General features: G+C 72.9%; 16 protein-coding genes. 8 read left to right on the forward strand and 8 right to left on the reverse strand.

Going from position 1 to position 16,901, the window contains the following annotated elements:
- Window positions 1-12: 12 nt before the first annotated feature.
- A complete protein-coding gene (locus ACFVS9_RS24595) occupies window positions 13-453 on the reverse strand; it encodes a hypothetical protein (RefSeq protein WP_383117014.1) in 441 nt (146 codons plus the stop codon).
- Window positions 447-905, reverse strand: a complete 459-nt coding sequence (locus ACFVS9_RS24600; RefSeq protein WP_383117015.1) for an ATP-binding protein — start codon at window positions 903-905, stop codon at window positions 447-449. Before ACFVS9_RS24600 ends, ACFVS9_RS24595 begins: the two co-directional genes overlap by 7 nt.
- A 206-nt stretch (window positions 906-1,111) precedes the next feature.
- Between ACFVS9_RS24600 and ACFVS9_RS24605 the strand changes: the two genes are divergently transcribed.
- From ACFVS9_RS24605 to ACFVS9_RS24620, 4 genes are all read left to right on the forward strand, one after another.
- Window positions 1,112-1,972, forward strand: coding sequence for a helix-turn-helix domain-containing protein (locus ACFVS9_RS24605; protein ID WP_389935477.1), 861 nt, complete (start codon window positions 1,112-1,114; stop codon window positions 1,970-1,972).
- Window positions 1,972-2,208: a DUF397 domain-containing protein gene (locus ACFVS9_RS24610; RefSeq protein WP_014152862.1), complete on the forward strand. Its 237-nt coding sequence runs from the start codon at window positions 1,972-1,974 to the stop codon at window positions 2,206-2,208. Before ACFVS9_RS24605 ends, ACFVS9_RS24610 begins: the two co-directional genes overlap by 1 nt.
- A gap of 65 nt (window positions 2,209-2,273) precedes the next feature.
- The gene (locus ACFVS9_RS24615) at window positions 2,274-3,083 is read left to right on the forward strand and encodes an SAM-dependent methyltransferase (protein WP_383117017.1); all 810 of its coding nucleotides are present in this window, start codon (window positions 2,274-2,276) and stop codon (window positions 3,081-3,083) included.
- A gap of 66 nt (window positions 3,084-3,149) precedes the next feature.
- Window positions 3,150-3,599 carry a YchJ family protein gene (locus tag ACFVS9_RS24620; RefSeq protein WP_389935481.1) on the forward strand — a complete coding sequence of 150 codons (450 nt, stop codon included), beginning with the start codon at window positions 3,150-3,152 and terminating at the stop codon, window positions 3,597-3,599.
- Window positions 3,600-3,608: 9 nt separating this feature from the next.
- Here the strand turns inward: ACFVS9_RS24620 and ACFVS9_RS24625 are convergent, their stop codons facing one another.
- Both ACFVS9_RS24625 and ACFVS9_RS24630 read right to left on the reverse strand, forming a co-directional pair.
- Window positions 3,609-5,681, reverse strand: a complete 2,073-nt coding sequence (locus ACFVS9_RS24625; protein ID WP_383117019.1) for an MDR family MFS transporter — start codon at window positions 5,679-5,681, stop codon at window positions 3,609-3,611.
- A 55-nt stretch (window positions 5,682-5,736) separates the two neighbouring features.
- On the reverse strand, window positions 5,737-6,564 hold the full coding sequence (locus ACFVS9_RS24630; RefSeq protein ID WP_389935585.1) for a hypothetical protein: 828 nt from the start codon (window positions 6,562-6,564) through the stop codon (window positions 5,737-5,739).
- A gap of 114 nt (window positions 6,565-6,678) precedes the next feature.
- Between ACFVS9_RS24630 and ACFVS9_RS24635 the strand changes: the two genes are divergently transcribed.
- The 3 genes from ACFVS9_RS24635 to ACFVS9_RS24645 all read left to right on the forward strand — a co-directional run bounded on the left by ACFVS9_RS24635 (window position 6,679) and on the right by ACFVS9_RS24645 (window position 9,286).
- Window positions 6,679-7,905: a cytochrome P450 gene (locus tag ACFVS9_RS24635; RefSeq protein WP_389935484.1), complete on the forward strand. Its 1,227-nt coding sequence runs from the start codon at window positions 6,679-6,681 to the stop codon at window positions 7,903-7,905.
- Between the two features lie 163 nt (window positions 7,906-8,068).
- The gene (locus ACFVS9_RS24640) at window positions 8,069-8,578 is read left to right on the forward strand and encodes a Pycsar system effector family protein (RefSeq protein WP_383117021.1); all 510 of its coding nucleotides are present in this window, start codon (window positions 8,069-8,071) and stop codon (window positions 8,576-8,578) included.
- A 9-nt stretch (window positions 8,579-8,587) separates the two neighbouring features.
- Window positions 8,588-9,286 carry a Crp/Fnr family transcriptional regulator gene (locus ACFVS9_RS24645; RefSeq protein WP_383117022.1) on the forward strand — a complete coding sequence of 233 codons (699 nt, stop codon included), beginning with the start codon at window positions 8,588-8,590 and terminating at the stop codon, window positions 9,284-9,286.
- Between the two features lie 66 nt (window positions 9,287-9,352).
- Here ACFVS9_RS24645 and ACFVS9_RS24650 read toward each other — a convergent pair whose 3' ends face one another.
- Window positions 9,353-12,949, reverse strand: coding sequence for an NACHT domain-containing protein (locus ACFVS9_RS24650; protein ID WP_389935488.1), 3,597 nt, complete (start codon window positions 12,947-12,949; stop codon window positions 9,353-9,355).
- Window positions 12,950-13,068: 119 nt separating this feature from the next.
- On the opposite strand from ACFVS9_RS24650, the gene ACFVS9_RS24655 reads away from it, so the two are divergent.
- Window positions 13,069-13,335, forward strand: a complete 267-nt coding sequence (locus ACFVS9_RS24655; protein ID WP_383117024.1) for a hypothetical protein — start codon at window positions 13,069-13,071, stop codon at window positions 13,333-13,335.
- 86 nt (window positions 13,336-13,421) lie between these two features.
- On the opposite strand, the gene ACFVS9_RS24660 is transcribed toward ACFVS9_RS24655, so the two are convergent.
- From ACFVS9_RS24660 to ACFVS9_RS24670, 3 genes are read right to left on the reverse strand one after another with little or no spacing between them, the layout of a single operon-like run.
- Window positions 13,422-15,041: a hypothetical protein gene (locus tag ACFVS9_RS24660; protein ID WP_383117025.1), complete on the reverse strand. Its 1,620-nt coding sequence runs from the start codon at window positions 15,039-15,041 to the stop codon at window positions 13,422-13,424.
- The gene (locus tag ACFVS9_RS24665; protein ID WP_389935491.1) at window positions 15,038-16,207 is read right to left on the reverse strand and encodes a protein phosphatase 2C domain-containing protein; all 1,170 of its coding nucleotides are present in this window, start codon (window positions 16,205-16,207) and stop codon (window positions 15,038-15,040) included. Before ACFVS9_RS24665 ends, ACFVS9_RS24660 begins: the two co-directional genes overlap by 4 nt.
- Before the next feature lie 2 nt (window positions 16,208-16,209).
- Window positions 16,210-16,887, reverse strand: a complete 678-nt coding sequence (locus tag ACFVS9_RS24670) for a hypothetical protein (protein ID WP_383117027.1) — start codon at window positions 16,885-16,887, stop codon at window positions 16,210-16,212.
- Window positions 16,888-16,901 lie beyond the last annotated feature (14 nt).

Raw genomic sequence — 16,901 nt, forward strand, 5'->3', positions numbered from 1 at the left:
GTCCCGGGCCCGTCAGGGTGCGGGCACGGCCCTCGGCGGGCCCGACGGGCCCCAGGACGGCGCGACACCGGTGACCTGGCACACCATCAGGAAGAGCGGGATGGGCGGTGTGTAGGGCGTACGGCTCTCCGGGGCGTGGATCAGGCGGGGCCGCCCGGCCGGAACGTACGCCCCCGTGGCGTACGACGCCTGCTCCGGCCAGTCCAGGTCGAGGTCCGAACCCGACGGGACGATCCACCACCACCGGTCCGCGTCGGCGAACACACAGCCGGCGCGCGGCAGATGCGACATCAGGCGGAATCCGTACTGCGCGGGCACGCCCACCGCGTCGCAGCCGAGGCTCGCCGACAGCGCGGGCGGCAGCGGAAGCCTGACCCGGCCCGGCGCGCCGTCCTCCTCCACGGGACGGGCCCGGCGGGTGCCGAGGAACTGGGACAGCGCGTTCTTCAGCATGGCCGCTCCGGGGCGTACGGCAGTTCCGCCCACACGATGCGCCCCGAGTGGTCCCCCGCGTCGTGGGAGCCCCAGGCGGTGCTCATGGAGTCGACGAGCAGGAGACCGCGCCCGTGCTCACCGTCGGCGGTGAGGGAGAGCCGGGGGCCGCCGGGCTGATGTCCCTGGTCCTGTACGGAGATGCGCAGCCGGCCCGCGTCGCAGCGCAGCTCGCAGACGACCCGGGCGCTCGCGGTGTGCACCACCGCGTTGGTGAACAGTTCGGAAACGATCAGCACCGCGGCGTCGTGGGCGTCCCCCGTCAGCCCCCACCGCGCCAGCCGCGCCCGCGTGAGCCGCCTGGCACCGGCCACCGACTCGGGGTGAGCGGGCAGCGCGAAGCAGTGACGGAGCGCCTCCGTCCCAGGGCTGAGGTCCATGAGCCGGGGGATGAGCGCACTGCCAGGTGCCACGACCGATTCCTCACAGTGGGGGCTGTGTCACGCACCGCACCGCCCCGGAACGGGGGCGTGCGCACCACGCGAACTTGGTTCGGTCACCAACTCTCCCCCTGACATGAACACTTGGCAAGAGGCACTCTGAAAAATTCAGAGTGGCAGTGTCCCTTGAGCCGCGCGCATGGCACACTGCTCGCACAGAGCGCATCGGGAGGTCTGAAGTGAGCGAACCGAGGTCCGCCCCGACCGTGGGTCAGGTCGTTCTCGGCAAGCGCCTGCAGGATCTGCGGGAGCGCGTCGGCCTGAGCCGTGACCAGGCGGCGAAGGTGCTCCGTGTCGCCCCGGGGACCATACGCAGGATGGAGACCGCCGAGGTCGGGCTCAAGATCCCGTACGTCCAGCTCCTCCTCAAGGCCTACGGGATCACCGACGGCGAGACCGACGCCTTCGTCGAACTCGCCGAGGAGGCCAACAAGCCGGGCTGGTGGCAGCGCTTCCACGACGTGCTGCCCGACTGGTTCAGCATGTACGTCAGCCTGGAGGGCGCGGCCAGCCTCCTGCGCACCTACGAACCGCACTTCGTCCCCGGTCTGCTCCAGACCGAGGACTACGCCCGGTCCGTCCTGCGCACCGGAGCGGTCGGCCAGACCCGGCCCACGGACATCGAACGCCACGTGGCGCTGCGGATGGAACGCCAGTCCCTCCTCACCAAGGCGGAGGCGCCGAAGCTGTGGGTGGTGATGGACGAGACCGTCCTGCGCCGCCCCGTCGGCAGCCCCGACGCGATGCGCGCCCAGGTCGACCGGCTGCTCGAAGCGACCGAGCTGCCCAACGTCACCCTCCAGATAGCGGAGTTCGCGACCGGCCACCACCCGGGCACGTACGGCCCGTTCGTCCTCTTCCGGTTCGCGGTCCCGGAACTTCCCGACATGGTCTACAGCGAGTACCTGACCGGCGCCGTCTACTTCGACGCGCGCCCCGAGGTGGCCTCCTACCTCGAGGTCATGGACCGCATGGCGGCTCAGGCCGCAACTGCACAACGCACGAAGGAAATCCTGAGGGACTTCCGCAAGGAGCTGTGATGAACCACATATACAACGGCATGCCGGCCGCCGACCTCGGCACCGAAGGCTGGTACAAGCCGTGGAGCGGTGGTAACGGGGGCAATTGCATCGAGGCCATGAAGCTGGCCGACGGCAGAGTGGCGGTCCGCCAGTCCGCCGACCCCGACGGCCCCGCGCTCATCTACTCCAACGGCGAGATCGCCGCCTTCATCCAGGGTGCCAAGTCCGGTCAGGCGGATTTCCTCCTCACCTGACACGCCGGCACATATCCTCGCAACCACTCGCTGTTCGCCGAAGTCCCCGACCAACGGAGTGCGTCATGACCGGGCAGGAACCCCAGGCCGTCGAGATCGACACCAGCAAGCCGCATCCCGCGCGGATGTACGACTGGTTCCTCGGCGGCAAGGACAACTACCCGGTCGACGAACAGATGGCGCAGCAGCTGCTCGCCCTGGACTCCCGGGGGCGTGACATGGCCCGGGTCAACCGTGCCTTCATGCACCGTGCCACCCGCTGGCTCGCCGAGAACGGCGTGCGCCAGTTCCTCGACATCGGCTCGGGCATACCCACCGAGCCGAATCTCCACCAGATCGCCCAGCGGACCGCCCCGGACGCGCGCGTCGTCTACTGCGACAACGACCCGATCGTGCTCGCGCACGCGGCGGCGCTGCTGCGTTCCACTCCGGAGGGCGCCACCGAGTACATCCAGGCCGACGCCCGCCGGCCCGACGCGATCCTGGAGGCGGCGGGGAAGATCCTCGACTTCGACCGTCCGATCGCCCTCTCCCTCCTCGCCCTGCTCCACTTCGTGGACGACGAGGACGGGGCCGCCGAACTCGTCGACCGGCTCGTGGAGCGGCTGCCCTCCGGCAGCTATCTGGTGCTCTCGCACACCACCGGCGACTTCGACCCCGAGGGCGCCGCCGAGGCCCGCGCCCTGTACAAGGCGCGGGGGATGACCCTGCGCCCCCGCTCGCGCGCCGAGCTCACCGCGTTCTTCCACGGCCTCGAACTCGTCGAGCCGGGCGTCTCGCTCTCCGCGGACTGGCGGCCCAAGCTCGGCGAGCCCGTCGAGGTCCCCGGTGACGACCCCATCCCCGGCTACGCGGGCGTGGCCCGCAAGCGCTGACCCCGGCCGGCCGGACCCCGCCCACCCGCGCACCCGGCGGCCCGGCCGGCAGGCGACAATGGACGCATGTCACGACGTACCCCACGCCCCCGCCGCCCGGCCGCTCCGCAGGAGGGCTCCCCGCGGGTCACCCCGCAGGCCCCGTGCCCGTGCGGGCTGCCGGCCGCCTACGGGGAGTGCTGCGGCCGGCTGCACGCGGGCACGGCCGCGGCCCCCACCTGCGAGGCGCTGATGCGCTCGCGGTACGCCGCCTTCGTCGTCCGGGACGCCGGGTACCTGCTGCGCACCTGGCATCCGTCGGCCCGCCCGCCGGCCGTCGACTTCGACCCCGCGACGCGCTGGGAGCGGCTGGAGGTCCTCGCGACCACCGAGGGCAGCGCCTTCCACACCACCGGCACGGTCACCTTCCGCGCCCACTACACCGACGGCGCCGGGCCCGGCTCGCTGTACGAGCGGAGCCGTTTCGTCCGGGAGCGGGGCGCGTGGGTCTACGAGGCCGCGCTCCACGCCGGGTAGGCCGCCCGGTCAGACCGGGGCCGCCACCCGCTCGGGCGGTGCCAGCTGCTGCTCCAGGTCCTCCGCGAGCAGCCGTTTGGCGATCACGTCTACCGCCGCCCGCAGCTGCCGGTCGTCGGGCCTGGCCCCGTCCTCGGCCAGCCGCTCGTTGAGCCAGCGGCCCCAGGCCGACGAGATCGTCGCCGCTTCACGGCTGCCGGCCGCCGTGTGGGTGAAGAGCCGGCCGTCCCCGGTGAGGTACCCCTCCTCGATCATCCGGTCGAAGACGGGCACCAGCACCTCCGGGGGGATCCGGTGCCGGGCGGCGATCAGCCCGAGTCCCGCGTGGCCCACCATCCGGGTGAAGAGGTCGACCTGCATCACGGCCCAGGCCCCCGCCGTGTCGAGCCTGGTGTCGGACTCCACGACGATCCGCCGGGCGGTGTCGGGACCCGCCTGGCGCAGGATCCTGGCCACGGCGGATTCGAGTACCTTCGCCGCGTCCCCGGTGCTCGGCTGGGCGAAGCCCTCGCCCATGTCCGTCGAACCCGCCCGCGCGCTGTCGCGCAGCTTCACCTGCTTCAGGAAGAGCGAGACGACGAAGCCCAGCAGAGCCACCGGCACCGTCCAGAGGAACACCGTGTGCAGTGTGTCCGCGTACGCCTGGGCCAGGGGCGCCGTCTGCGCCGCGGGCAGACGGTGCACGGCCTGCGGGCTCTCCGCGACCCGTGCCAGGGTCGCCGGATCGCCGCCCGCGCGGGCCGCCTGCTCGACGCCCCGCGTCAGGTTCGGCCGCAGCGCGTTGGCGTAGATCGTGCCGAACACCGCCGTGCCGAACGAGCTGCCCAGGGTGCGGAAGAACGTCACCCCGGACGTCGCGGTGCCCAGGTCCGCGTAGTCGACGGTGTTCTGCACGGCGATCGTCAGCACCTGCATCGACAGTCCGATGCCGATGCCCAGCACCAGCATGAACAGCGACTCCCGCCACACCCCGCTGCCCGGGCCCATCCGGGACAGGAGGTAGAGCCCCACCGCCATCACGAGCGAACCGACGACGGGGAAGGAACGGTAGTGGCCCGTCTTGCTGACCACGTTGCCGCTGAAGATCGAGGCCGCCAGCAGGCCCAGCACCAGCGGCAGGGTCCGTACCCCGGACAGGGTGGCCGAATCCCCGTCGACGTACTGCAGATAGGTCGGCAGGTAGATCATCGCGCCGAGCATGGCGAAGCCCACGATGAAGCTCAGGACGGAACAGACCGCGAAGACCGGGTTGCGGAACAGCCGCATCGGCAGCATCGGCTCCTTCGCCCGTGTCTCCACGACGCAGAAGAGCGCCAGTGCGACGACCCCGCCGGCGAAGAGGGCGATGATGACCGGGGAGCCCCAGGCGTACTCGTTGCCGCCCCAGCTCGTGCCCAGGATCAGCGCGCTGGCGCCGGCCGCGACCAGCGCGATGCCCAGGTAGTCGATGACCGGCCGTCCGGCCGCGCGCACCGAGGGGATGTTGCGGGCGGCGGCGATGACCACGACGACCGCGATCGGCACATTGACGTAGAACGCCCAGCGCCAGGTCAGATGGTCGGTGAACAGTCCGCCCAGCAGCGGTCCGACGACCGTGGCGACGCCGAAGACCGCACCGATCGCCCCCTGGTACTTGCCTCGGTCGCGCAGCGGGATGACATCGGCGATCAGGGCCATGGAGGTGACCATGAGCCCGCCCGCGCCGATGCCCTGAAGACCCCGCCAGATGATCAGCAGCAGCATGTCCGAGGCGAGGCCGCAGAGGAACGAGCCGGTGATGAAGATGACGGCCGAGATCTGGAAGATCAGCTTCCGGCCGAAGAGGTCACCGAACTTGCCGACCAGCACCGTGGCCACGGTCTCCGCCAGGAGATAGGCCGTCACGACCCAGGACATGTGCTCCGCGCCGCCCAGGTCCGAGACGATCGTGGGGAGCGCCGTCCCCACGATCGTCTGGTCCAGCGCGGCGAGCAGGATCCCCAGCACGATCGTGGCGAACACGATGTTGCGGCGCCGGGGATCCAGGACGGGTGGCGCTGCGGCACTCTGCGCGGCGGGTGGGGTCTCGCTGGCAGTGGTCACCCCTGCACCCTCACACCCGGCCCCGCCTCACGCATGCGGGCGCGGGCCGTCCGGGTCAGGCCAGCAGGTCCCGTACGCACTCCGTCATCCGCGCCACGAACGCCTCGCGGACCTCCTCCGTGACCCGGTCGAGCGACAGGTACGGATTGAGGTCCTCCAGCTCGACGAGCAGCAGGCCGCCCTCCCGGGTCCGGCAGGCGTCCACCCGCTGGATGCCGTGCGTGAGCGTGTTCCACTCGACGAAGCGGCGTGCGAAGTCCAGGTCCCCGGGGGCCGGCGCGTAGGGTTCGAGCACCCAGCGGCGCTCGGGATCCGGCGCGTGCAGGGCGTACTGGAAGTCGTGGTCGACGAAGTAGAAGGACACCTCGTAGCGGAAGTCGATCCGGGGCTGGACCAGCAGCGTGCCGTCGGCGTCCCCGGGCAGTTCCGGCTCCTCGGTGAACCTCAGCCCGACCGAGTCCGCGCCGAGCTTGGGCTTGACCACGTACCCGTCCGACCGGGGGAGCAGCCCGAGGTCCGCCGCACGGTCCACGGTCGGGATCACCGGGAAGCCCTCCCTGCTCAGATCGACCAGGTACTGCTTGCCCGCCATGTCCCCCCGGCCGTCGAGCGTGTTGCAGACCCGGACCCCCGCCTCCCGCGCGCGGGCCCGGAAGGCGTCGTAGGCCGCCCGGTAGTGCAGGACCGGCCCGCTGTTGCGGACGACGACCGCGTCGAAGCCGTCCAGCAGCGCCGCCGCGTCCCGGGGGTGACAGAGTGCGACGTCGAAGCTCTCGCGCAGCCGGGAGGTGAGGAAGATGTCCTCGTCGCAGTAGCGGCGTCCGCGCGCCTCGTAGGCGAGATCGGTGACGAACAGGACGGAGGGGCGTGGTGCTCCGGGCAGGGGGATCAAGGACACTCCCAGGGGTATCGATATCGGGCTGACCGTCAATAACCTTGCTGGCGTTGCCCGTTCGCCGTCATGAAGCAGCTGATCTCTGCCCCACAGGAGTCACACGTGTCCCAGGCTTCGTCACCGCCAGACATTCTTTCGCCCGCCTTCGCCGCCGATCCCTACGGGGCCTACCGGACGATGCGCGAGAGCGCCCCCCTGATCCACCACGAGGCCACGGGGAGTTACCTCGTCTCCCGGTACGAGGACGTCGAGCGCGTCTTCAAGGACCGGGCCCAGGAGTTCACCACCGAGAACTACGACTGGCAGCTCGAACCCGTCCACGGGCGCACCATCCTCCAGCTCAGCGGCAGGGAACACGCCGTGCGCAGGGCCCTGGTCGCCCCGGCCTTCCGCGGCGCCGACCTCCAGGAGAAGTTCCTGCCCGTCATCGAGCGCAACGCCCGCGAGCTCATCGACGCCTTCCGGCACACCGGGGAGGCCGACCTCGTCGGGGCGTTCGCGACCCGCTTCCCCGTCCTGGTCATCGCCGACATGCTCGGGCTCGACCGGGAGGACCACCAGCGCTTCCACGGCTGGTACACCAACGTCATCGCCTTCCTCGGCAACCTCGCGGGCGACCCCGGGGTCGCGGCGGCGGGGGAGCGCACCCGTCAGGAGTTCGCCCGGTACATGATCCCGGTCATCCAGCGGCGCAGGGAGGAACCCGGGGACGACCTGCTCTCCGCGCTCTGCGCCGCCGAGGTGGACGGGGTGCGGATGAGCGACGAGGACATCAAGGCGTTCTGCAGCCTCCTGCTGGCGGCCGGCGGGGAGACGACGGACAAGGCCATCGCCTCGGTCTTCGCCAACCTGCTCGCCCACCCCGAGCAGCTCGACGCCGTGCGCCAGGACCGCTCCCTGGTCGACCGGGCCTTCGCCGAGACGCTCCGCTACACCCCGCCCGTCCACATGATCATGCGTCAGACGGTCGGCGAGGTGGAGCTGTCGGGCGGCACCGTCCCGGCCGGCGCCACCGTGACCTGCCTGATCGGGTCGGCCAACCGGGACGGGGCCCGGTACGCCGACCCGGACCGCTTCGACCTGTTCCGCGACGACCTGACCAGCACCACGGCGTTCTCGGCCGCCGCCGACCACCTGGCGTTCGCCCTGGGCAGGCACTTCTGCGTGGGCGCGCTGCTGGCCAGGGCCGAGGTCGAGACCGGGGTCAACCAACTGCTCGACGCGATGCCGGAGCTGCGGCTCGCCGACGGTTTCAGCCCGGCCGAGGTGGGCGTCTTCACCCGGGGCCCCGCGTCGCTGCCCGTACGGTTCACCCCCGTCGGCGTCTGAACCCCCGGCCCGGCAGCCGGCCCCCGGATCCGGCGGGGGACGGCCACCGGGCCGGACCGGGGTCCGCGCCCCAGGTCCGTTCGTCACGAGTCCGGTCGGGGCGGCCGATCGGGCCCGCCGGCTGGCTATAGTGGCGGAGGCTTCGAGGATCGGGGGATCTGAAGTGTCGCAGGAAGAGTCTCAGGCCCGGGCGGTGGGAACGGCCTGGCGGATCCATGCCGCGCTCAACGAGTCGACCCGCGCCGTCGACGCCAAGGCGTCCTTCGCCCTGGCCCTGGAATCCGCCGCCCTCGCCGGCATAGCCGCGCTGGCCGGCGACGGCCGCGCCCTCGACCGGGTGAGCGGGCCCGCCGCGTTCGTGCTCTGGGCCGGCGTGGTCCTCATCGGTCTCTCCGCGATCCTCGCCGTCCTCGTCGTCCTGCCGCGGCACAACGGGCAGGGCCGCTCGCCCGCCCCCGGGCCGGACGAGTTCCTCTTCTACGGCCATCTGCGCCACTGGGCCCCCGACGATCTCGCCGGCCGGCTCGCCGGAACCGACGCCCTGCCGACCCTCAGCCGCCAGCTCGTCGTGATCAGCGCGATCACCTGGACGAAGCACCGGCGCGTCCAGCAGTCCCTGCTCGCGGCCGTCGCCGGCAGCCTGCTCGTCGCCGCAGCCCTCGTGCTCGCCTGAACGGCCCCTGTGGACAGCACACCACGCCACCGCCCGCGCCGGATGCCCTTCTGGTCGCTGCTCGACGACGACGCCAGGTCCCGGCTGCTCTCCGCCGGCCGCACCGTGACCTTCCGGCCCAAGGACACCCTGCTGCGCCAGTACGACCTCACCGACCACCTGCTCGTCATCCGGCGCGGCTGCGCCAAGGTCGCGGCCGGCTCCGCCGCGGGCTACCAGGCCGTGCTGGCCATCCGCAGGGCCGGGGACCTGATCGGCGAACAGGCGGCCCTGGACGGCGGACCACGCTCGGCCACCCTCACGTCGCTGACCCCGGTCGAAGCCCTGACGATCCCGTCGTCCGCGTTCCGCGCCGCCGCCGGGTCCGTGCCCTCGATCGCGTTCGCCCTCCAGCAGGTGCTCTCGGAGCGGCTGCGCGAGTCGGACGGCCACCGGGCTGCCGCCGGGTCCGAAGCCGTCCAGGCCAGACTCGCCGCACTGCTCCTGGAACTCGGCGCGGAGTACGGCCGCCCGCAGCCGAACGGCGCCGTCCTCATCGCCCTGCCGCTGTCCCAGGACGACTTCGCCGGCCTCGTCCTCAGCTCACGGCGCACGGTCAGCCGTGTCCTGGAGCAGTGGCGCGGGCACGGCTGGGTCACGACCGGGCGCACCCGGCTGACCCTCGACCGGCCGGACGAGCTGAAACGGCTGACCGCTTCCGGGCGTTAGCCGTGCGACGGGCGGCCAGGGCCGCCCTCCGGCCGGTGCGAGGACCGCCGCGTGACGGCACGCCGGCTACGCCGTGGTCCCCTCCACGGGCGACGGGGTGTCCGCGCCCTGCCGGGGCACGGTCCCGGGGCGGGGCGTCTGCCTGCCGGCGTCGAGCCAGGCGAGCAACTGCCGCAGCCGCAGCCGCCTGGGCGGCCGTGTCGCCGGGGCCTCGACGAGTTCCTCGATACGGGCCGCGGCCTCGGCCTCCATCCCGGCGGCCTGCATGTCGATGAGCAGGGCGAGCTCCCAGTTCTCCGGCGGGGTCGGAAGACCGAGGGCGTGCCTCCACAGACGCAGGGCCGCCTCCCGCTCGCCCAGAGCCGCCAGTTCCATGGCGATGTCGCACACCTGGAACCATTTGGCCCAGGGGTGGGTCAGGGCGGTGTCCACCACGAAGTCCGCCGCGCCGCCGCCTTCGAGGGAGAGCACGACCCGCAACCCCCGGAGTACGTCGGCCTCGGCGCCCGCGGGCAGCGCCACGAGCCGGCGGGCGAGCTCGGCCGTGACCCGCAGGTGGCCCTCCTCCTGCGGCAGCACCTGCAGGACGCCCTGGAGCCAGTCGGAGTCGTCGGCCAGTGCCGGAGTCCGGTCCCAGATCTCCGGGAAGCGGTCGGCCGCACCCTCGCCCCCCGCCTTGAGCAGGACCCGCGCGGCCTGCTCGTACTCGGAACGGGAGCAGTACGGGGTGCGCAGCGCGAGCTCGGCCACTTCGCCCGCTTCGGCGCGTGCCCCACTGTCCAGGAGCGCCTCGGCCAGGGTCGAACGGTCGGCCGGGGCCAGCGCCCTGCCCCGGGAGAGACGTTCCATGACCGTGTCGACGGCGGACAGTCCTTCCGCCGCCAGCCAGGTCGCGACCACCGAGCCGGTTCCCAACGCCTGCCAGTGGCCGTCCTGTTGCACCTGGCGCGCCCAGTCCCCGGCTCGTGTCCCGTCGTCCAGGCCGATCAGCGCGCTCCGCAGGTGCGCGGGGACCCACAGGTAGTGGCCCGCGTCGCTCCCGCTGCGTTCGAAGGCCGCCTCGATCTCCGGCCTGGACTCCTGGCCGTACGCCGTCGCCCACAGGGAAGCCGCCCACTCCGTGGTGCGCGTGCCCGTGGCCTGCGACCTGAGCAGCGACAGGGCGATACGGGCGGCGGCCTCGATCTCGCCCGACTTCTCCAGCACCTTGCCCACGGCCATGTGGCTGGTCTGGTCGGTGGGCGGCCAGGCCAGCACGATGTCGGCGAGCTGCGGCGCCGCGTCCGGCATCGCGGTGAGCCACGCCTCACCGGCCCGCTGCAAGGAGGCCTGCCCCGAGGACGGGTCCTCCAGGACCTTGCGGGCGAGGCGCACGGTGTCCTCGCGCATCTCCATCAGGACGAGGGCCTCCGCCGCGCAGGAGAGCTGCCAGCCGTTCTCACCGGGCTCCGCCGCCATCTCCCAGGCCCGTCTCCGGACCATCTCCCGCGCCCGGTCGCCCAGGGCGACGGCCACCCGGGCGGCCCTGTCGAGCCACCCGGACACCGTGCTCAGCACCGCGCCGAGGAGTTCCTCCGTCACCTCCGCGGGACCCAGGCGGCTGAACGCCTCCACGGCCAGCAGCCGCTTCCCGCCCTCCAGGAACTCACCGCGTGCGATGCGCTCCAGCCGCTCCAGCACACCGGGTTCCCCGCCGAGCGCGCCCAGTGCCGCGAAGGCGTCCTTCTGGTCCTCCTCGTCCCGGGCGCAGCGGCCGATGCTCTCCAGCCGGTCGACCAGCCGCCCGCGGTTCTCCTCGCCGAAGCGGGCCCCCTCGGCGAGGAGCAGACCGGCCAGCAGGGGCCGGTCGTGCCCGCCGGCCGTCCCGGTGAGCAACTGGCCGGCGATCCGGTCCGCCGGACACTCCTTCCGTTCCGCCCACAGGCACAGGACGAACATGGCCAGGGTCTGCTTCTCCTTGTTGAAGGCCCGCAGGATCCAGGACTCCAGGCCGGGGAAGTCGGGCCCGATGAGCTCCGCGTACGAGCGGGCGGCGAAGAACTCGGCGAAGGAGTGGTGCAGGAAACGGTAGTCGTGCTGCTCCTGGACGAGCAGGCCCGTTCCTCGCAGGAAGTCCCTGACCTCCGTCTGCCAGCCGTCCAGGGCGAGGTGCTCGCGGCCGTGCGCGCGGACCCAGTCCAGCGCCGCCTGGTAGAGCGACTCCTCGCCCTCGAGCCGGCGGTGCCCGAGCTCCCCGAGGAGCCGGCGCTTCTCCCCGTCCAGCCAGAGGTGCAGGGCCAGGCGCTCCGGCTCGGAGGCGTAGCGGCGGCGCAGGTCCGCCCGTCCTCCGTCGCGGCGGGTGAGCAGATGGTCGAAGAAGCGCTGGTAGAGGGCGAGGCGGTTGGTCGGGAGCGCGCTCGTGGGGTCGACGGTCGACGTGACCGCCGCGATGGTGGCGAGCAGCGGGTTGTGGACCAGCTCCTGTAGCCGTCCGTCCGTCACCTCGTCGAGGAAGCGCTCACCGGCGGCCCGCGCGGACGCCTTGTCCTCGTGCTGGGCGGCGAACCACTTGCCGGCGAAGTCCTTCAGCTCCTCGGCACCGAAGGGCTCCATGGTGTACTCACCCACAGCCGCGCCGCGCAGCGGGGCCAGCTCCCCGTCGGGCAGCGGACGGCTGGTGATGACGAAGCGGTAGTCCCCGTCCGTCCGGGCGTGCAGCGCGATCATCCTGATGACCTCGGCCCGGGAGGCGAGGTCGGCGACCTCGTCCAGGCCGTCGACCAGGACCATCCAGCGCGCCCCCTGCACGCGACCGCGGAAGAGCCGGGCGTCGGGCTCGGTGATCAGGCTGTGCCCCAGGCTGCGGCACACCGCCCGGCACAGGACCGCGCTCCACGAGCCCGTCTCGCCGAGCAGCGTGCGCGCGGCGACCCTGACGGGGATCACGGGCTCGGCGACCGGAGCGTCGAGGCTCGTGTCGTCCCGCAGCCAGATGCGTGACAGCGACCAGGCGAGGTGGCTGGACAACGTGGACTTCCCGGCACCGGGCTCGCCGGTGATCAGCAGATGGCTGTGCCGCACCAGCGCCTTCGACACGGGCAGCTGGTTCTCGGCGCGCTGCGGGCTGGTGTGCCGGGAAGCCGCCGCGGGTGCGGGCACGGGGGGACCGTCGCCCATGGGCGTCCCCTTGCGAGGCACGCCGGCGCCCGCCTCGGCCGGGACCCGGATCCGCTGTCTGACGTACACGGCGGAGAGCGGCGGCTCGGTGACTCCCAGCATGTCGTAGGGCAGTCGCTCCACCGCCTTGGCCTGGGCCTCCAGCAGGTTGCGCACCATGAGGGACGGCAGGGGCAGTTCCGCCCACGACGGCAGCTCGGGGGTCCGTGCCTGCTCGGCCGCGCTCGCGGCACGGTCCATGGCCTCCCTGGCCCGGATCCATACGGGCATGACCGCGCCGGGATCGTGCCCCAGGGCCACGGCGAAGGACTGGATGACGGCCGGCTTCACCATCCGGGCGGCGTTGCAGACCCCGTAGACGACGTTCCGGTGGGCGATCTCCGCCCGTACCGCGGCGTTGAGGCTCTCGTAACCGGCGTCCGACACGGCCTGCCGGAACCACGCGGCCAGTTCCTCCAGTTCCGCGTAGCGCTGCTGGTCGCCTTTCGGCGGACGTCCCCCGGCCATGGCTCCCCCGTATCGCCGACTGCCCAGTAGTTTCCCGGAGTTTCCCCAGCCTAGTGGGAAACCTCCCGCCGCTCGCAGAGTTGGGGCACACCCGGTCACCGCCCCACGAGGAGAGAGCCATGACACCGCCGGCAGCCATCGACCCCGTACTCGCGATCGTCCTCACCGCCTCGGCGGCCGCCGCGAGCCTGTTCCGTGCCTGGATCGCGCACCGCACCACCGTGAAGGTCGAGCAGGAGCACACGCGGCGCGTGCGGATCGCCGTGGAGGCCTCCGCACCCGGGCACAGAGCCGCTGTGGTGCGGGCGTGCGCGGAGCTGGAAGCCGCCTCACGGATCGTGCCGGAGCCGGGCCGAGCGGCCTCCCGGAGGGTGCACAGCCCATGAGCCGACCGGGCGCGGACCGGGCCCGGCCTCCGCCCTCCCGGTCCGGACCCGCCGGCCCCGCCGGACAGGGCGGGCGGAGGCCGGGGTCACACCTCGTCCCAGGACATCGTGGCCAGCCCGTGCCGCTCCGCCAGCGGGTTCCAGGCCGAGACGAAGTCCTTCTTCGCGCGCGTCGCCCGCGTGCTGGCGCGGGACGCGTCGCGCCAGTGGGACGAGGACATCACGGCCGTGGACGTGCAGTCGTCCATCACCGCCTCGGCCAGCAGCGCGTACGCGCGGTCGGCGTCGGCCGACGCCTGCCACCCCGAGCGGAGGTCCCCCGTCATGGAGTCGGGCAGGAGGTCCGGGCCGAGTGCCTCCAGATCCCGTACGAGCTCCTCCCGTTCGGCCGCCGCACCGTCGAAGACCTCCTTGGCCTCCCTGAGCCCGGAGCGTCCGGGACAGCCGGTCATCCGGTTCACCGCGCGGCCCACATCGCTGCGGTTGCCCTCGTTGCGGTCCAGCAGGGTGCTCAGGGCCAGGGCCTGTTCCTCCTCGGACCCCTGGGCCGACGGCTCGTCGCTCCCCGGGTCCGAACCGCCGCCCGGATAGGCGGAGTCGGCGGAGACGCCGGAGCCGGAGCGGCCCTGGTCCCCGTCGGACAGGTCGAGGAGCGCGGGGCCGTAGACGACGGCCAGGACGACGAGTCCGGCGGCGACCAGCCACCGGCCGGCCCTGGAACCGCCGGGGTGCGGTGTGTGGGGCACCGCTCCCGCCGGCCGCGCGGGACGTCCGGCCGGCGCGGGGGCCGCCGGCGGCACGAAGGGCGGCTGCGGCGCCGTCCCTCCCGGCGTGGCGGACGCCGCGGTGACCGCGTCGGCCAGTGCGGCCAGCCACTGTTCGAGTACCGGCCGTCCGGCCGGGCCGGCGGACAGGGTCCGTTCGGCGAGCTGCCCCACCGCCGGGTGGGCGGCGCGCAGCACCGTCACGTCCCGGCCGTCCTGCTCCCCGGAGAAGAGACGGGCCGCGAGCAGAGCGAACTTGTACGTGTCGCCCGCCGGGCCGCCCATCCGCTCGCCCGGGGGCAGGGACCAGTTGGGGGTCTCCACGGCGGGGAGCGCCCAGCTGCCCCGCAGGGCCATGGCGTCGCAGTCGATCAGGAAGCACCGGGGCTCCTGACCGTCCAGGCAGAAGAGCACGTTGTTCGGTGACACGTCGCCCACCACGACCCCGAGGGAGTGCAGCCGCACCAGGGTGCGCGCGAGGTCCAGCAGCAGCTCGAACCGCTGGCCGGGTGTGACGGCCAGACCCGCCCGCCGCAGGTAGGCCGGGGGGTTGAGCAGGTACTGGAAGCCCGCCGGACGGGCGTTGCCCGGGTCGAAGTCGAAGCGGCGGAAGAACCGCCCGGGGATCTGCCGCATCAGGAAGCCGCTCACCCCGGCGGTGTCCTTCACCAGAACCGCCGGCCAGGCGGTGCACCCGGCGAGCCACTCACCGGTGGCGTGCGGCAGGGACGGGACGAAGCCGGCCATCGCGGCGAGGACATCGGCCTTCAGCCCGGGGCGGATCCTGGCGTGGTACTCCTTGTACGCCACCGGCCAGGAGCCGTTCAGCGTCCGGCCCTCGACCGCCCACACGGAGCCCTGCCCGCCGGCGTTGAACCTCGGCCCCTTCGTGATCCGGCCGACGTCCATCGCCTCGGGAGGCGTCCCGGCGGTCCCGGTCATCCCGCGGCCCTGCCCGCCGCGGGGCCGCCGCTCTCGTCGAGGCGGTGGCGGGGCCAGACGGCGAGCAAGGTCCGGTCGTCGTCGAAGGTCTCACGGGAGAAGTCGAGCAGCTGCGCGAGGGCCTGCGGTTCCCGTGGCGGACGGCCCAGCTCGTACGCCATCACCGACCCGATCCGCCCCCTGCCGTCCCCCAGCGCGTCACCGAACCCGTCCGTCCCCACCAGCAGCACCCCGTCCTCGGGAAACGTGTACCAGGTCCCCTCGATGTGCGGCGGCACCCACGGCAGCGCGGACACGGCGGAGGAGAAGACCCCGTCCGCCCGCTCCTCCTTGCCGCCCAGCAGCGGGTGGAAGCGGTCCTGCTCGAGCATCCAGGCGCCGCTGTCCCCCACGTGCGCCAGACCGACCTCCAGCCGGCCGCTCCCGGTGAGCCGTACGAGACCCGTCACCAGGGTCGTCGCCAGCAGGGTCTGCGCCTCCCGGGTCTGCTCACGGGTGGGCTCCGCGCCCCGGGTCACCCGCATGAACAGCTGGTACGCCGCCGCCGTCACCACCCGCTTCCAGTCGACCTCCGGCCGCCCGCCGTCGAGCTGGCGCAGTATGTCGGAGACCGCCGTGCGGCAGGCCAGGGCCGCGCCCACGTGCGACTGCGGAGCCGCCGAGACACCGTCCGCGACGGCGAACACCACCGCACCGGACGGCTCGTGCGCCGCCACCACCACGTCGTCCTGGCGCGGCTGCCCGCCGAACCGGTGCGCGTCGCCGCGCACGGACGCCAGCCGGACCGTCAGCTCCGGGGTCGACCAGCCGTCGAACAGGGTGTCGGGCCGGTAGGGGTCCGCTCCCGGCGGCCTGGCCTCGAACCGGGCGGTCGGACGGCCGAAGACGAAACGCGACCACGCCGGCGTGTGCGAGCCCGGCAGACGCGGCTCCCGCGTCTGCCGCGCGGGGACCGGACCACCGTCGGGCCGCCGGGGGGCGGCGGACGGCGGGGTACGGCCCTCCGGGGCCGGTTCCACCCGGCGGCCCGACGGCGGACCGTGGCCGGGGAGCGGGGGCCGGCCGGGCTCCTGCGCGTGGTGCGCGGAGCCGGAGGGCCCGTCTTCCGGAACCGGCCGCCGCAGGGGCCCGTCACCGCCCTCCGGACGTCCGAAGAAACGTGACACGCTCACACCTCGTCAATCGCGATCCGGAAGCCCTCGGGCCGTTCGACGACCAGCTCGGGCCGTCCGGACGCCATCGCGTTGCCGGACTCCACCACGCTCTTGGTGAGCGCGGTGAAGAACCCGGCGATGGAGGCCCCCAGCTGGGCCCCGGGCACCGAGACGAAGGCGAAGTCGGACTGGGTGGCGATGCTGACCATCGTCCCGGCCTCCGCCTGGCCGATCCCGCAGGCGATGATGTTCGGCGCCGCCTTGGTCACGGAGCGGTCGGTGAGCTCCCGGTGCCTGTCCTGCCAGGCCTCCCCGTAGTTGGGCTGGCCGTCGCTGAGGAAGAACACCGCCGGCCGGTGCACGCGGTACCCCTGGCTCTTGAGGGTGTCCACATCGCGGGGGAGCCGCCTGAGCAGCGCGGTGAAGGCCGCCTCGTAACTCGTGCCGCCGCTCGCCGAGAGGCGGGGCAGCTCGTTCTCGGCCCGCAGATCGGCGAGGACGAGCCGTTCGGTCACCGTGTTGGAGAACCCCAGCACGGAGAAGCGGACCTTCGCCGCGGCCATCGGCTCACCGAGCAGCGCCCGGTGGAGCGAGGCGAGTCCCGCGTTGAGGTCGCCGACGTACGGGTGCATGGAGCCGGACTCGTCCGCCAGTACGTAGATGGGCAGCAACTGCCCTTGGTCATCAGCCATTTCTCGCGCGTCCC

It is taken from the genome of Streptomyces sp. NPDC058008 (assembly GCF_042886395.1).
GTDB lineage: Bacteria > Actinomycetota > Actinomycetes > Streptomycetales > Streptomycetaceae > Streptomyces.

Coding starts and splice junctions, on each gene's coding strand:
- ACFVS9_RS24610 (WP_014152862.1), top strand. CDS start 1,972: ATGAACCACATATACAACGGCATGCCGGCCGCCGACCTCGGCACCGAA.
- ACFVS9_RS24615 (WP_383117017.1), top strand. CDS start 2,274: ATGACCGGGCAGGAACCCCAGGCCGTCGAGATCGACACCAGCAAGCCG.
- ACFVS9_RS24650 (WP_389935488.1), bottom strand. CDS start 12,949: ATGGCCGGGGGACGTCCGCCGAAAGGCGACCAGCAGCGCTACGCGGAA.
- ACFVS9_RS24660 (WP_383117025.1), bottom strand. CDS start 15,041: ATGACCGGGACCGCCGGGACGCCTCCCGAGGCGATGGACGTCGGCCGG.
- ACFVS9_RS24620 (WP_389935481.1), top strand. CDS start 3,150: ATGTCACGACGTACCCCACGCCCCCGCCGCCCGGCCGCTCCGCAGGAG.
- ACFVS9_RS24655 (WP_383117024.1), top strand. CDS start 13,069: ATGACACCGCCGGCAGCCATCGACCCCGTACTCGCGATCGTCCTCACC.
- ACFVS9_RS24670 (WP_383117027.1), bottom strand. CDS start 16,887: ATGGCTGATGACCAAGGGCAGTTGCTGCCCATCTACGTACTGGCGGAC.
- ACFVS9_RS24595 (WP_383117014.1), bottom strand. CDS start 453: ATGCTGAAGAACGCGCTGTCCCAGTTCCTCGGCACCCGCCGGGCCCGT.